Annotated in this window: 12 protein-coding genes; 2 read left to right on the top strand and 10 right to left on the bottom strand. The window is 65.2% G+C overall.

Features of this window, described 5'->3' with window-relative positions; all coding sequences use genetic code 11:
• Positions 1–209: 209 nt before the first annotated feature.
• The 9 genes from KG104_RS07545 to KG104_RS07505 form a co-directional block, all read right to left on the bottom strand.
• On the bottom strand, positions 210–737 hold the full coding sequence (locus tag KG104_RS07545) for a GNAT family N-acetyltransferase (RefSeq protein ID WP_237688690.1): 528 nt from the start codon (positions 735–737) through the stop codon (positions 210–212).
• Positions 734–1300 (bottom strand): GNAT family N-acetyltransferase, encoded by a 567-nt coding sequence (locus KG104_RS07540; protein WP_372434084.1) that lies wholly within the window; start codon positions 1298–1300, stop codon positions 734–736. Before KG104_RS07540 ends, KG104_RS07545 begins: the two co-directional genes overlap by 4 nt.
• A gap of 86 nt (positions 1301–1386) precedes the next feature.
• Entirely contained in the window at positions 1387–3876 is a 2490-nt protein-coding gene (uvrA, locus tag KG104_RS07535) for an excinuclease ABC subunit UvrA (RefSeq protein ID WP_372434099.1), read from the bottom strand.
• Positions 3877–3999: 123 nt separating this feature from the next.
• Complete coding sequence (locus KG104_RS07530) at positions 4000–4707, bottom strand: hypothetical protein (RefSeq protein WP_207346616.1); 708 nt, start codon at positions 4705–4707, stop codon at positions 4000–4002.
• A gap of 235 nt (positions 4708–4942) precedes the next feature.
• A complete protein-coding gene (locus tag KG104_RS07525; protein ID WP_207346615.1) occupies positions 4943–5767 on the bottom strand; it encodes a class I SAM-dependent methyltransferase in 825 nt (274 codons plus the stop codon).
• A complete protein-coding gene (locus KG104_RS07520) occupies positions 5674–5886 on the bottom strand; it encodes a hypothetical protein (protein ID WP_207346614.1) in 213 nt (70 codons plus the stop codon). The genes KG104_RS07525 and KG104_RS07520 overlap by 94 nt, the downstream gene beginning before the upstream one ends.
• Positions 5887–6038: 152 nt before the next feature.
• Positions 6039–6434 (bottom strand): hypothetical protein, encoded by a 396-nt coding sequence (locus KG104_RS07515; RefSeq protein ID WP_104054582.1) that lies wholly within the window; start codon positions 6432–6434, stop codon positions 6039–6041.
• 190 nt (positions 6435–6624) lie between these two features.
• Positions 6625–7665, bottom strand: coding sequence for a hemolysin family protein (locus tag KG104_RS07510; RefSeq protein ID WP_207346613.1), 1041 nt, complete (start codon positions 7663–7665; stop codon positions 6625–6627).
• The gene (locus KG104_RS07505) at positions 7662–9011 is read right to left on the bottom strand and encodes a hemolysin family protein (protein ID WP_207346612.1); all 1350 of its coding nucleotides are present in this window, start codon (positions 9009–9011) and stop codon (positions 7662–7664) included. Before KG104_RS07505 ends, KG104_RS07510 begins: the two co-directional genes overlap by 4 nt.
• A gap of 296 nt (positions 9012–9307) precedes the next feature.
• On the opposite strand from KG104_RS07505, the gene KG104_RS07500 reads away from it, so the two are divergent.
• Positions 9308–10555: a thiolase family protein gene (locus KG104_RS07500; protein WP_207346611.1), complete on the top strand. Its 1248-nt coding sequence runs from the start codon at positions 9308–9310 to the stop codon at positions 10553–10555.
• A complete protein-coding gene (locus KG104_RS07495) occupies positions 10555–12696 on the top strand; it encodes a 3-hydroxyacyl-CoA dehydrogenase NAD-binding domain-containing protein (RefSeq protein ID WP_207346610.1) in 2142 nt (713 codons plus the stop codon). Before KG104_RS07500 ends, KG104_RS07495 begins: the two co-directional genes overlap by 1 nt.
• A 330-nt stretch (positions 12697–13026) precedes the next feature.
• Here KG104_RS07495 and KG104_RS07490 read toward each other — a convergent pair whose 3' ends face one another.
• Positions 13027–13626 carry an acyltransferase gene (locus tag KG104_RS07490; RefSeq protein WP_104054871.1) on the bottom strand — a complete coding sequence of 200 codons (600 nt, stop codon included), beginning with the start codon at positions 13624–13626 and terminating at the stop codon, positions 13027–13029.
• Positions 13627–13648 lie beyond the last annotated feature (22 nt).

The following is a 13648-nucleotide window of genomic DNA, read 5'->3' as shown; positions in this document are numbered from 1 at the left end:
CGGCGGTGACTGCGGTGGCAGCACCCCGCCGTCGGGCCAATGGAAACAGCAATGTGTTCAGCTCCTCATAGTGCGTGCGTTGTCCCCCTCAGGCACCCTTGCAGGTTTAGGTGCAATTCCGGAATAGGCGCAACGAAAAAAGTCGCTGGTGTTTTTTGGGATGACGGTGCTGGACCTGCTGAACATGGTGCGCTTTTCTGCCGGCTCCATTAATGCGTGCGCATTGCGCCGTCGTCCCAGCGTTCCTCGCCGTCCTCATCGATCAGCCCGCTTGCTGCCAGCCCAAGTTTCCGTGCGACGGCCGCTGAGGCACGGTTTTCGGGATGAATGAAGGCGGCGACCGGTCCGGGGGCGTGGATCCGAAGCCAGCCCAGCATCGCCCGGGCTGCCGCCGTGGCTGTGCCCCTGCCTTGGAACGGCTCGCCCACCACCCACGCAACATACGACGTCGGCCCGTCAGTTTCCTGCGACACCGTCGCTTGAACAAAGCCGCACGCCGCACCGTTGTCCCGGATGATCCAGTTCAGCCAGATCTCCCGCCTGTCCGGTGATCCGCCAACGGTTTGGGCGGCGTACCGTCGTGCCAGTTCCTCCGCTGTCGGCGCCGCGCCGCCGATGTACCGGTAAAGGGCCGTCCCCGCGAGCACGTCAGCCATTTCCGCTGCGTGCTGGACACCCAGCGGTTCCAGCACCAGGCGGGGCGTGGTGATCAATGCGGGCCGGAGTGCCGGGATCACTTGGCCGCCTCGAGGATCCGCTGAAACAGAAGGTGGTCCTGCCATCGGCCGGCGATTTTCAGATATCGGGGAGCAAGACCGATCTGCGCGAACCCGGATTTGTCCAGAATCCGCTGTGACGCGGCGTTGTGCAGCAGGGTCGCGGCTTGGATCCGGTGCAGGCCCAAACGTTCCCGTGCCGTTACGACGACGGCGGTCACGGCCGCGGTGCCAAGGCCCCGTCCAGCGTATTCCCCGTCGATCCAGTAGCCGAGATTCGCGGAGAGGAACGGTCCGCGGACAATACCGGTCAGTGTGATGGTTCCGATGATCCGTTCACCGTCGGCAAGGACCCAGGGCACTTCACTCCCCGCCTGAAACAGCGCCAGCTTGGCGTCGATGATGGAGCGCTGGCCATCCCCGGTGAAGAAGGCGTCCGGGCGCAGCGGTTCCCACGGCGCCAGATAGTTCCGGTTCCGCTGGTAGGCAGCTGCGAGAGCGGGAGCGTCGGCGTCAGACACCAGTGTCAGCGTGGTGTTCTGGAACAGGGTGATGGCAGGGAAATCCTGCGGTTCGGTAAGCACGTCACAGCCTAACCCGGGTCCCCTCCGCCTGACTCAGTGGCCGGGCACGCCCGCGCCTTTGTCCTGCCTTGTCCTGCCCCCGCGCCCTATCCCAGCGTCTTGAGCGCCGCAGTGAGGTACGGAGCGGTGCGGCTGGCGTCGCACGCGGCGACCTCGGCCGGCGTACCCGCACAGATGATCCGGCCGCCGTCGTCGCCGCCGGAGGGTCCCATGTCGATGACCCAGTCGGCCGCGGCCACCACGTTCATGGAGTGTTCCACCACCACCACGGTGTTGCCCGCGTCCACCAGCCGGTTGAGCTGCGCGAGCAGCAGGCGCACGTCCTGGGGATGTAGGCCGGTGGTGGGCTCGTCGAGCAGGTACAGGGTGTGGCCGCGGCGGGCGCGCTGCAGCTCGGTGGCGAGCTTGATGCGCTGGGCCTCGCCGCCGGAGAGTTCAGTGGCCGGCTGCCCCAGGCGAAGGTACCCCAGGCCGACGTCGAGCAGCGTCTGCAGGCTCCGCGCCGCCGCCGGGACGTCCGCCAGGAATTCGGCAGCTGTTTCCACCCGCATGCCCAGCACGTCGGCGATGTTCTTGCCGCGGTAGGTGACTTCCAGCGTCTCGTCGTTGTACCGCGCACCGTGGCACTGCGGGCAGGGACCGTAGGTGCCGGGCAGGAACAGCAGTTCGACGGCAAGGAAACCTTCACCCTGGCAGGTGGGGCAGCGTCCACTGGCCACGTTGAAGGAGAAACGGCCTGCGGTGTAGCCGCGGGCCTTGGCCTCGTCGGTGCCGGCGTAGAGCTTGCGCACGGCATCGAAGAGCCCGGTGTAGGTCGCCAGGTTGGAGCGCGGCGTGCGGCCGATGGGACGCTGGTCCACCTTGACCAGGCGGTCCAGGTGCTCCAGCCCGGCAATGTCGCGCACTGTGGCGCCGGGATCGACGTCGTCCTCCAGTTCCGCTTCCGGGTCATCCGCCTGGTCGGCGGCCGCGACGGCGGAGCCGTTGACGTGCACGCCCACGGTTTCGGCCAGCACCTGGCTCACCAGGGTGGATTTGCCTGAACCGGAGACACCGGTGACGGCGGTGAGTACGCCCAGCGGAATCTCGGCATCGAGTTCACGCAGGTTGTGCCGGGTGATGCCCTTGAGGTTCAGCCACCGCTCGGGAGTCCGGTCGGCCGATGCGGGTTCCTCGGCTTCCCGGAACAGGAACGGGCGGGTGGCGCTTTCTGCCACGTCCTTCAGCCCCGCCACGGGACCGCTGTAGAGGACAGTGCCGCCGCCGTCGCCGGCTTGGGGTCCTACATCCACAATCCATTCGGCGCTGCGGACCACATCCATGTTGTGCTCGACGACGAAGACGGAGTTCCCGGCTTCCTTCAGCTCCTGCAGGACGGCCAGCAGCGGTTCGGCGTCGGCGGGATGCAGGCCTGCGGACGGTTCGTCCAGCACGTAAATGACGCCGAACAGGCCCGAGCGCAGCTGGGTGGCGATGCGCAGACGCTGCATCTCACCCGGCGACAGGGTGGGTGTGGACCGGGACAGGCTCAGGTAGCCCAGTCCCAGGTCGATGAGGATCTTGAGCCGGGACAGCAGATCGCGGGTGATGGTGACGGCAACTTCGGTGTCCTCGTTGGAAGCCGCCGACCGCGACGCCGTTCCAGCAGCCTTCAGCTCCGCCGTCGGCCGGATGATCTCCGCCAACTCACCCAGGGTGGCGCCGTTCAACTCGGCGATGTTCCGGCCGGCAAACGTAACGGCGAGCGCTTCGGGACGCAGGCCCGCTCCGCCGCAGACCGGACACGGCCCGGACACCATAAATTCGAGCACGCGCTTGCGCATCTGCTCGCTGCCGGAATCAGCCAGGGTGTGAAGAACATAGGACTTGGCGCTCCAGAACCGGCCCTTGTACGGCTTGGCGACCCGGTCACGCTGCGGGGTAATCATCACGACTGGCTGTTCCTCAGTGAACAGGATCCAGTCACGGTCCTTCTTGGGCAGCTTCTTCCACGGCACGTCGACGTCGTAGCCCAGCTGGATGAGGATGTCGCGCAGGTTCTTGCCCTGCCAGGCGCCGGGCCAGGCGGCAATGGCGCCGTCGCGGATACTCAGGTTCGGGTTCGGCACCAGGGAGTCCTCGGTGACGGTGTGGGCGATCCCCAGGCCCGAGCACTCCCGGCAGGCGCCGGCGGCCGTGTTGGGTGAGAATGCGTCCGAGTCCAGGCTCCCCGGTTCAGCATCCGCCGGGTACGTGCCCCCGCGGGAGAAGAGCATGCGCATCGAGTTGGAAAGCGTGGTCAGCGTCCCCACGGTGGAACGTGAACTGGGCGTCCCGCGGCGCTGCTGAAGGGCGACGGCGGGAGGCAGCCCGGTGATCTCCTCCACTTTGGGCGTGTGCCCCTGGGACAGCAGCCGGCGTGCGTACGGGGCCACGGACTCAAAGTAGCGGCGCTGGGCCTCGGCGTAGATGGTACCGAAGGCCAGTGACGACTTGCCGGATCCGGATATTCCCGTGAAGGCAACGATCGCGTCGCGCGGAATCTCGACGTCGACATTGCGCAGGTTATTCTCCTGCGCTCCGCGCACACGGACCATGCCGTTGGTGCTCACGTCTGTGCTCGCGGCCGGGGCGGTTTTTGGGGAGGACTCAGCAATACTCATCCTTCTCAGGTTACCGAGGAGGGCGGCTCGGGACTAAATGGTAAGCCTGCTTTCCGCTTAGCGCGTGACCGCGTCCAACAGTGGCACGCGCTCCGAGAGTTGCAGGCTGTCCGGCAGATACACGCCGTCGGGCAGCTCAGGAGCTTCGAACTTCTGCCGCTCGCACTCGTCGCGCAGCTGAGGGTAGGTGTCCGCGATCAGGTCCAGGATCCGGTTGCGGACGACGAGGTAAGCCTCGCCCACACCCACGACACCCTTGAATTCCTTGAGCTCCTCCTCATAGGAGGTCTGCTTGTGCCGCAGATAGTTTACGGTCAGCCGGTCCAGCCTCGCCTTGGAGGTGTTGCGGCTGGCCGGGGACTGGCTGCGCCGGAGCCTGCTGTTGAAGTGGGCAATGGCTTTGTCCTGCATCTCCTGCCAAGGCTCCGGAACAATGGTCAGTTCCAGCGCCTGCGCCGCCGCAACGGCTTCCTTCTTTTTCGCCAGCGCTCGGGTGCGGGCGGCAATCTGCCGGGTCCGTGATGCTTCCCGGGCTTTTTGATATTCGGGCGTGGCTTCGATGGCCTCGACGCGTTCCAGCGCGTAGAGCTTCATGGGTGCCGCCTTGCGGGAAAACGGATTGCGCGCGGTCTGGTCCGGCTCCGGCAGGAAGGTCTTGATCTGCGTGTCCGTCCAGCCGCGGTCCTTTTTCAGGTCATTGGCAATCAGCATCCCTTCGCTGTTGGCCGGTTTGGGCCGCGGCGGATGATGTTTTCCTCGGGACAAGGCAGACTCCACATTTCTGAACGTTGGGCGGGGCGGGAACCGATCCATTCTAATGAGCCTGGGGTCTTCGGCCGAAACGGGATTCCGGCGGGCGCCCGGCGTCAGCGACGACACCCGGCTGGAAGCACCCGGCTGGAGGCGGAAATCCCTCCGCTTCGGGATTCCGCAGCTATTTTGGGAAATTACTGCCGGTCCGCCGTGGCAGCGATTTCCCGAAACGGCCGCGGAATCCCGATCAGACAGTCCGCGCCATGATGATCCGTTCGGGGCTATCCTCAGTGGCCGCAGAACCGTCCCAGTTGCCCCAGAAACGTTCTATCTTCAGCCCGGCGGCATCGAGTCCCCGGAGAATTGCGGCATCGTCCGGGAACCGGAGGGTTTCGCGCGTGGTGTAGGTCCGGTCGCCGATGGTCCATTCGTCCATGTGGGTAACAAGGTCACCGGTCACGGTGGTGTTTTGACGGACTGACCCGCCAGCCATGGGACGGGGTTTGTCGTCATTCCATTGGCGCCATGCCTCGACGGCGGCGTTGCGAATCTCGAAGGCCACCCGTCCGCCGGGCACCAGGGACCGAACAATCTGCCGCAGGACCTCCGCCCACGCGGCGTCGTCGAGGAAATACTGGGCCACATGTCCGGTCATGAAGACGAGGTCGAAAAATGCTGTGGGCAGGTCCGCAGCCGTGCCTTGGACCCATTGGACCCGGTCGGCGAGCGGTTGCCGGCGGGCAATGTCGAGCATGGTTTGCTGCGGCTCCACGCCCGTGATCGTCAGCGTCATCCCGGATCCGGCCAGCAAGCTGCAGAACAGTCCGGTGCCGGCGCCGACATCGGCGACCGAGGCAGGGGTCAGCTCCCGGACCAGGGCGAGATAAAACGGCAGGTCGGCGCGGCCCTGCGTATCGGCGTCGTAACGCCGGGCGAGCTCCGGCAGGGCGTAGTAGTCCTCACCGCGCCTGATTCGTATCAGCCCCGCCGCCCACGCGCCATAGACCAGAATCCCAGTGACGTAAGCAGGACACCCGCGGCCATGGAAATCCAGGAATCCAGCGCAAGCCACCCGCCGTTGCCCATCTGCGGAAGCGTGATAACGAAAACCGCTGCCACGAAGAACCAGATCGCAGGCGAGTCGTTCTTGTCCGCGGCACGCGGGTTCTCCTTGTTCAGGTGCTCACTCACTGCAGATCACCGCCTCTGTTCATATTGCCGTCCACCGGCCCATGTCGGTGCGTGGGCGCATGACTCGGGAGCCTAACAGATGCCTGTGCAAGACGCCGGGATAAGCTCCAGCAGCAGAAGGCGCAGGAGCGGTCAGCCCTTGAAAGGCCGCATCACAAGAGCATCAGGATGAAGCCTCCCAGCGTGCTGGCTATGCCGACCGCACTCAGCGTCCACCCCAGAATGAGCACAGGGTTTTCCTTTCGGGGCTCTTCGAGGCCCCATTTGCCTGGGTGGCAGGCGTCATAGTGCAGGGCAACTTCCGTTCCCGGCTCCAGCCCGCGGGTCTGTTCGGCGGTGTGCAGGGACTGGCGGGGGCTTCCTTCGCGATCGGACCACCGAAGGCCCGTGAATCCTCCGGCTTCAAAGACTTCGGCCGTGGTGCTGATCCATACGCATCTGCGCCTGCCGATGATCCGGCCAATAAGCACCAGCGGAAGGCCTGCGGCGAGACCCGCCCAACTCAACACGTCCAGGATGGATCCCATCACATCTGCGGTTTCCGGCATCCTCAGATTTTATGCCCCGGGGATGCCCGTGGTAGCTGCTCCGCACCGGACCGGGACTTCCCACAGGTGCGTTCGCTTGCGGCTGCGGTGCGTTAAACACCGATGCCGCCGGCTGCCCGGGAGGGCGGCCGGCGGCATCGGATCCATGTCGGTGTCGGTGTCAGGAACCTGTTGGCTGGGATGCCGGACGCTACACGGTGGTGGCGTCCTGCACTTCACCCACCAGTTCTTCGATGATGTCCTCCAGGAACAACACGCCGGTGGTGTTGCCTTCGGCGTCGAAAACCCGTGCCACGTGGGCGCCGCTGCGGCGCATGGTGGCCAGGGCGTCTTCAAGCTCACTGCCGACAAAGGCCGACGCCAGCCGGCGGATGCGCTTGGCGGGCACCGGAGCGGCGAACTTCTCCGGTTTGGTCAGGTCCATGACGTCCTTGAGGTGCAGGTAGCCGCTGGGGTCACCGTCGTCGTCCGTGAGGATGTAGCGGGAGTAGCCGTGGCGGCTCACCGCCTCCTGGATGTCGGCGGGCGTGGCGGTTTCCGGCAGGAGTACCATCCGGTCGATGGGCACCTCAACATCGGCAACGGTCTTGTTGGTGAATTCGAAGGCGGCACTGAGAGTGCCGCTGGCATCGTCCAGCATTCCTTCGCGGGTGGACTGCTCCACGATGTTGGCCACCTCGTCCATGGTGTAGGCGCTGGTGGCCTCGTCCTTGGGCTCCACCTTGAACAGGCGCAGAATTCCGTTCGCAATCCCGTTCAGCGACCAGATCACCGGCTTGAAGATCCGGGCCACCATCACCAGCGGAGGAGCCAGAATGAGTGCGGCGCGGGTGGGCACGGAGAAGGAGATGTTCTTGGGGACCATCTCGCCAATGACCACGTGCAGGAACGTCACCAGCAGCAGGGCCACCACAAACGCAATAATGCCGATGGCCTCACCGGACAGCGAGGTCAGGCCCAGCGGGATTTCCAGCAGGTGGTGAATCGCTGGTTCCGAGACGTTCAGGATCACCAGCGAACAGACGGTAATGCCGAGCTGGCTCGTGGCGAGCATCAGCGTGGCATGTTCCATCGCCCAGAGAGTAGTCTTGGCGGCCTTCGACCCGGCTTCCGCCTTGGGTTCGATTTGGGAGCGCCGGGCGGAGATGACCGCAAACTCCGCTCCGACAAAGAAGGCGTTGACGACCAGAAGAACAAACAGCCAGATGATTCCGGGAAGATATTCGCTCATGCCAGGTCCTTCGTAAGCTCATCAATGATCTGGTCGTGGGTGCTCGGCAGCGATCCCTCCGTCGGGGTGAAGCGCAGGCGCTCCACATGGGTTCCCACCACGCGTTCCACGCGGAGGACACCGTTCTTGAGGGCTACCTCGTCGCCGAGTTCCGGAATCCGGTCCAGACGGTCGGTGACAAAGCCGGCGAGCGTGTCGTATTCCTCGCCATCGGGCACGACGACGCCGGTGCGGTCCCGCAGCTCGTCCGGGCGCAGCGACGCGTCGAAGGTGAGCGAGCGGCCGGAGCGGACGACGCCGACGCGGGCGCGGTCATGCTCGTCTTCCAGTTCGCCGACGATTTCCTCGACGAGGTCTTCCAGGGTCACGATGCCGGCGGTCCCGCCGTGCTCGTCGGAGACCACCGCCACCTGCAGGCCCTGCTGGCGCAGCAGCCCGAGGAGGGAGTCCACGCCCATGGATTCGGGCACCCGGAGGGCTTCAACCATGAGGTCTCCGGCGGTGATGCCGCTGCGTTCGGGAAGCGCGACGGCGAAGGCCTGCTTGACGTGCAGCACGCCCAGGATGTCATCGGAGTCGCGGCCGATCACCGGGAACCGGGAGTAACCGGTGGAAACGGCAGCCTCGATGACCTGTTCGGCTGTGTCGGTTGCTGCAACCGAGCGCATCCGGACGCGGGGAGTCATGACGTCGGCCGCCGTGTGGTCCGAGAACCGCAGGGTGCGGCTGAGCAGCTGTGCATGGTCCAGGTCCAGGACGCCTTCCAGCGCGGAGCGGCGGACCAGGGAGCTCAGTTCTTCGGCGCTGCGGGCACCGGATAGCTCTTCCTTGGGTTCGATGCCGAAGGACCGGATGATCGCGTTGGCGGTGTTGTTGAACAGCAGAATGACGGGCTTGAACACCGTGGTGAACAGGGTCTGGAACGGAATAACCACCTTGGCGGTCGCCAGCGGAAGGGCCAGGGCGAAGTTCTTGGGAACGAGTTCGCCGATGATCATCGAGAACACCGTGGCCAGGAAGATGCCGATAACGGCACCTGCTCCGCCGACGACTGCTTCCGGAATTCCGACGGCCAGCATCGGCTCGCGCAGCAGTGAGCTGATGGCCGGTTCAAAGGTGTAGCCCGTCAACAGCGTGGTGAGCGTGATGCCCAGCTGCGCACTCGAGAGGTGCGTCGACGTGATCTTGAGGGCGTTGATGGTGGGGCCGAGGCGTTTTTCGCCCTGTGCCTGCCGTGCCTCCAGGTCATTGCGGTCAAGATTGACCAGCGAAAATTCCGAGGCAACGAACAACCCGGTGCCGACCGTAAGAACGAGGCCGACCGCGAGCATGATCAGTTCATACATTGGGGCGCCCCTCTCTGGATGTGGCCGGAAATCCGGTCAGAGCGTGGAGGGGCAAGGGTTTATGTGAGGGAGGGTCATCCATAGTCAGACGATAATACGTGAAAAGTCTGGACGAATGCTGAGCCGGCAACCGTTCGCTTACAGATGAGGACATTTCGGTGCGGCAATGACATCCGTTACGCCTGCCGGCGGTATGTCGGTAGTGTCGGGGGCACGGCGCTTGCAGCCTATGTTACCGACGAGTAACATCGGTCACCGGACAGTGTTCCGTTTCATATCTCAAAGAGGAGTTGCACGTGAGCCCACAAAGCCGAGCACGGCAGATCAGGGACGTAGTTTTCGTTGACGGAGTACGCACCCCGTTCGGAAAAGCCGGCGAAAAAGGCATGTACGCGGGAATGCGCGCTGACGACCTGGTGGTCAAGTGCATCCGCGAACTGATGCGGCGCAACCCCTCGCTTCCTCCGGAACGCATTGATGAGGTGGCTATCGCCGCCACCACGCAGACCGGTGACCAGGGCCTGACCATCGGCCGCACCGCCGCGCTGCTGGCGGGGCTGCCGCAGTCCGTCCCCGGGTTCGCCATTGACCGCATGTGTGCCGGTGCCATGACGGCTGTGACCACCACGGCTTCAGGCATCGGCTTCGGCGCGTACGACGTCGTCATTGCCGGCGGCGTGGAGCACATGGGCAACCACCCGATGGGCAAGGACGCCGATCCCAACCCCCGCTTCGTCACCGAACGGATCGTGGACCCGGCCGCCCTGAACATGGGCAACACCGCCGAGAACCTGCACGACCGCTTCCCGGACATCACCAAGGAACGCACCGACGCGTACGCCGCCGCCAGCCAGGAGAAGCTCGCCAAGGCATACGCCAACAACCTGATCCAGCCGGATCTGGTCCCGGTTGCCTCCAAGAAGGCCGGCACGGGCTGGACGCTGAACTCCGTGGATGAAGGACCCCGTCCCGGCACCACGGTCGAGGACCTCGCCGAGTTGCGCACGCCCTTCCGCGCCCACGGCCGCGTCACCGCCGGCAACGCCTCGGGCCTGAACGACGGCGCCACCACCGCGCTGCTCGCTTCCGCCGATGCCGCCGAGGAACTGGGCCTGCCTGTCAAGATGCGCCTGGTCGGCTACGCCTTTGCCGGCGTCGAACCGGAGGTCATGGGTTACGGCCCCGTGCCGGCCACCGAGAAGGTGCTGAAGCAGACCGGCCTGTCCATCGAGGACATCGGACTGTTCGAGATCAACGAGGCCTTCGCCGTCCAGGTGCTCTCCTTCCTGGACTTCTACGGCATCACCGACGACGACCCCCGGGTCAACCGCTACGGCGGCGCCATCGCCGTCGGGCACCCGCTGGCCTCCTCCGGCGTACGTCTGATGAACCAGCTCGCCCGCCAGTTCGAAGAAGATCCCACCGTGCGCTACGGCATGACCACCATGTGCATCGGCCTGGGCATGGGCGCCACCATCATCTGGGAAAACCCGAACCACCCCGACTACAACACCGACACCGAGTCCACGGAGGCCACGAAGTAATGTCTGCTCCTGATTACCAGCGCCTCGCGGGCCTCTTCCCCACCGAGGTTGTCACCCACTCCTACGTTTCAGACATCGCGCTGCCCGGCGGCGCCGGCACCTTTGCGCTGATCACCCTGGACAACGACGTCGACCACACCCGCCCCACTACGCTGGGCCCCAACACCCTGCTGGAACTGGGCGAGGTGCTGGATTCCCTGAAGGCACGCGCCGAGGCGGGCGAAATTGTCGGCGTCGGCGTCACCGGCAAGCCGCACTACCTGGTGGCCGGCGCCGATCTGTCCGCCACGCAGAAGCTGGCCTCCTACGAGGACGGACTGGCCATGGCCCGCCTGGGCCACGAGGTCTACGGCAAGCTGCACACCCTGGGCGTGCCCAGCTTCGCGTTCATCAACGGCGTGGCGCTGGGCGGCGGGCTGGAAATTGCCCTGCAGTCCCAGTACCGCACCGTCTCCACCGGTGCCGGGGCACTCGCCCTGCCTGAGGCCTTCATCGGTCTGGTACCGGGCTGGGGCGGCGTCTACATCCTGCCGCGCCTGATCGGACCCGAGAACGCCGTCAAGGTCATGATCGAAAACCCGCTGAGCAACAACCGGACCCTCTCCGGTCCGGCAGCGTTCAAGCTGGGCATCGCCGATGCGATGTTTGAACCGGCAGACTTCGTGGAGCAGTCCCTCGTCTGGGCCGCCCGCGTCATTACCGGTGAAGTTGCCGTCTCCCGGCCGAACGCCGCGGATCCCTCCGCCACCCCCGAAGCCTGGGACGCCGCCGTCGCGCACGGCCGTGCCGTGGTGGAAGCCCGCACCTCCAACGCCGCTCCCGCACCCGCCAAGGTGCTGGACCTGCTGGAGGCCGGCAAGAACTGGACCGCCGAGCAGTCCCGCGACGCCGAGTGCGAAGCCCTGGCTGAACTGATGCAGACCCCGCAGTTCCACTCCACCGTCTACGCGTTCCTGGACCTGGTCCAGAAGCGCGGCAAGCGTCCCGCCGGCGCACCGGACAAGAAGCTGGCCCGCCCGGTGTCCAAGGTAGGCGTGGTGGGTGCCGGCCTGATGGCCAGCCAGCTCGCGCTGCTGTTCGCCCGCCAGCTGAAGGTGCCCGTTGTCATGACGGACATCGACCAGGCGCGCGTGGACAAGGGCGTGGGCTACGTGCACGCCGAGGTGGACAAGCTGCTCGCCAAGAAGCGCATCTCCCCCGATGCCGCCAACCGCACCAAGGCACTGGTCTCGGGCTCGGTGTCCAAGGAAGCCTTCTCGGATGCCGACTTCGTGATCGAGGCCGTGTTCGAGGAACTCTCGGTCAAGAAGCAGGTGTTCGCCGAGGTGGAGGCCGTGGTCTCCCCCGAGTGCATCCTGGCCACCAACACTTCGTCACTGTCCGTGACGGAGATGGCCGCTGACCTGCAGCACCCCGAGCGCGTGGTGGGCTTCCACTTCTTCAACCCGGTGGCCGTCATGCCGCTGCTGGAAATTGTGCGTGCCCCCAAGACCGACGACGCCGTGCTGGCTACCGCGTTCGTCCTGGCCAAGGCGCTGAAGAAGACCGCCGTGCTGGTCAAGGATGACGCCGCGTTTGTGGTCAACCGGATCCTGGGCCGCATGTTCGGCGAGATCACCGCCGTCTTCGACGAAGGCACCGACGCCGCGACCGCCGACAATGCGCTGCGCCCTATGGGCCTGCCGATGTCGCCGTTCACCCTGCTGGCTTTGGTGGGCCTGCCGGTGGGACAGCACGTGCAGGAATCCCTGCACGCAGCGTTCGGCGAGCGGTTCTGGCTGTCGAAGAACTCCCAGAAGATCATCGACGCCGGCATCAAGTCGCTCTGGCAGAAGGACGAGGACGGGAAGCCATACATCCCGACCGAAACGCTGGCGATGCTGGACTTCGGCAACACGCCGTCCACCTCCGAGGAAGTCCTGCGGCGCACGCAGGATGCCCTGGCGGATGAGATTGGCCGCATGCTGGACGAAGGCGTGGTGTCCGGTCCCGAGGACATCGACCTGTGCATGATCCTGGGTGCCGGCTGGCCGATGCACCTGGGCGGCATCACACCGTACCTGGACCGTGTCGGCGCGTCCGAGCGGGTGCTGGGTCGCACGTTCCACGCCGCGAAGGAAACGGTTTCGGCCGCCTCCTAACCCCGCGCAGTCCTTTGTAGCGCTTCGCGGCTCCTTGCAGCTGCGGCCGCAGGAAGGCTCCCGCCACCTTGGCGGGAGCCTTCCTGCGTCCAGGGCTTCCTACGTAGCCGGCGCAGACCAGGCGCCTGATTTTGGCGCGACCGGAGTTCGATGTCTGCAAGCGCAGGCAGTTCCTCCGCCGTAACAGCAACTACAAGCTTTCCCCGTTCGTGATACGGCAGGTTGCGGTCCTGGCAGAACTCCTGTGTTAGATGACGCCCACGGACGCACAGAGCCGCCTCCTACGACACCAACTCTTTCGGTAAATCCGTGATCAGCGCGTTCGACCCTTCAGTCCTCATTCCCAAGCAGAGCTAATGCCGCGCCTGTTTGCTCATAACGCTCTCCGGTCTGAGGGCATACCCAATCCACCGCGCTTGTTGCGTTGAGCGGAACTCCAGCCCTACCAACCCATCCGACTTGCCGAGCAGGGACGCCAACCATGAGCGCGTAGGGGGGAACGTCCTTCGTTACCACCGCCCCGGCGGCGATGCTCGACCACTCGCCGATGGTGACCGGCGCGATGCACACTGAACGCGCTCCGAGAGCCGCCCCTTTTCCGATGACGACGCCGACTTGTACCCAATCCTCAGCGCTCTTCAGGCGGCCGCCGGGCGTGATCGAGCGGGGATACGTATCGTTTGTCAGGATCACACCTGGGCCAATGAAGACGCCCTCCCCCAGCACCGCGGGCTCGTATACGAGGGCATAATTCTGGATTTTCGAGTTATCGCCGATCCGGACACCCGGACCTACATATGCGCCCCGCCCGATAATGCAGTTCCTACCCATCGAGACGTTCTCCCGCACCTGGGCGAGATGCCAGATCCTGGATCCGGCTCCGATGCGAGCACTGGGTGAGACGTCAGCGGTGTCCGAGATGTGTTTCACCAGATCCAATTCCTCACCGATT

The organism is Arthrobacter sunyaminii (assembly GCF_018866305.1).
GTDB classification, from domain to species: Bacteria; Actinomycetota; Actinomycetes; order Actinomycetales; family Micrococcaceae; genus Arthrobacter_B; species Arthrobacter_B sunyaminii.
Note: the sequence above shows the minus strand (reverse complement) of the source record. Positions and strands in the feature narration are given on the sequence as shown.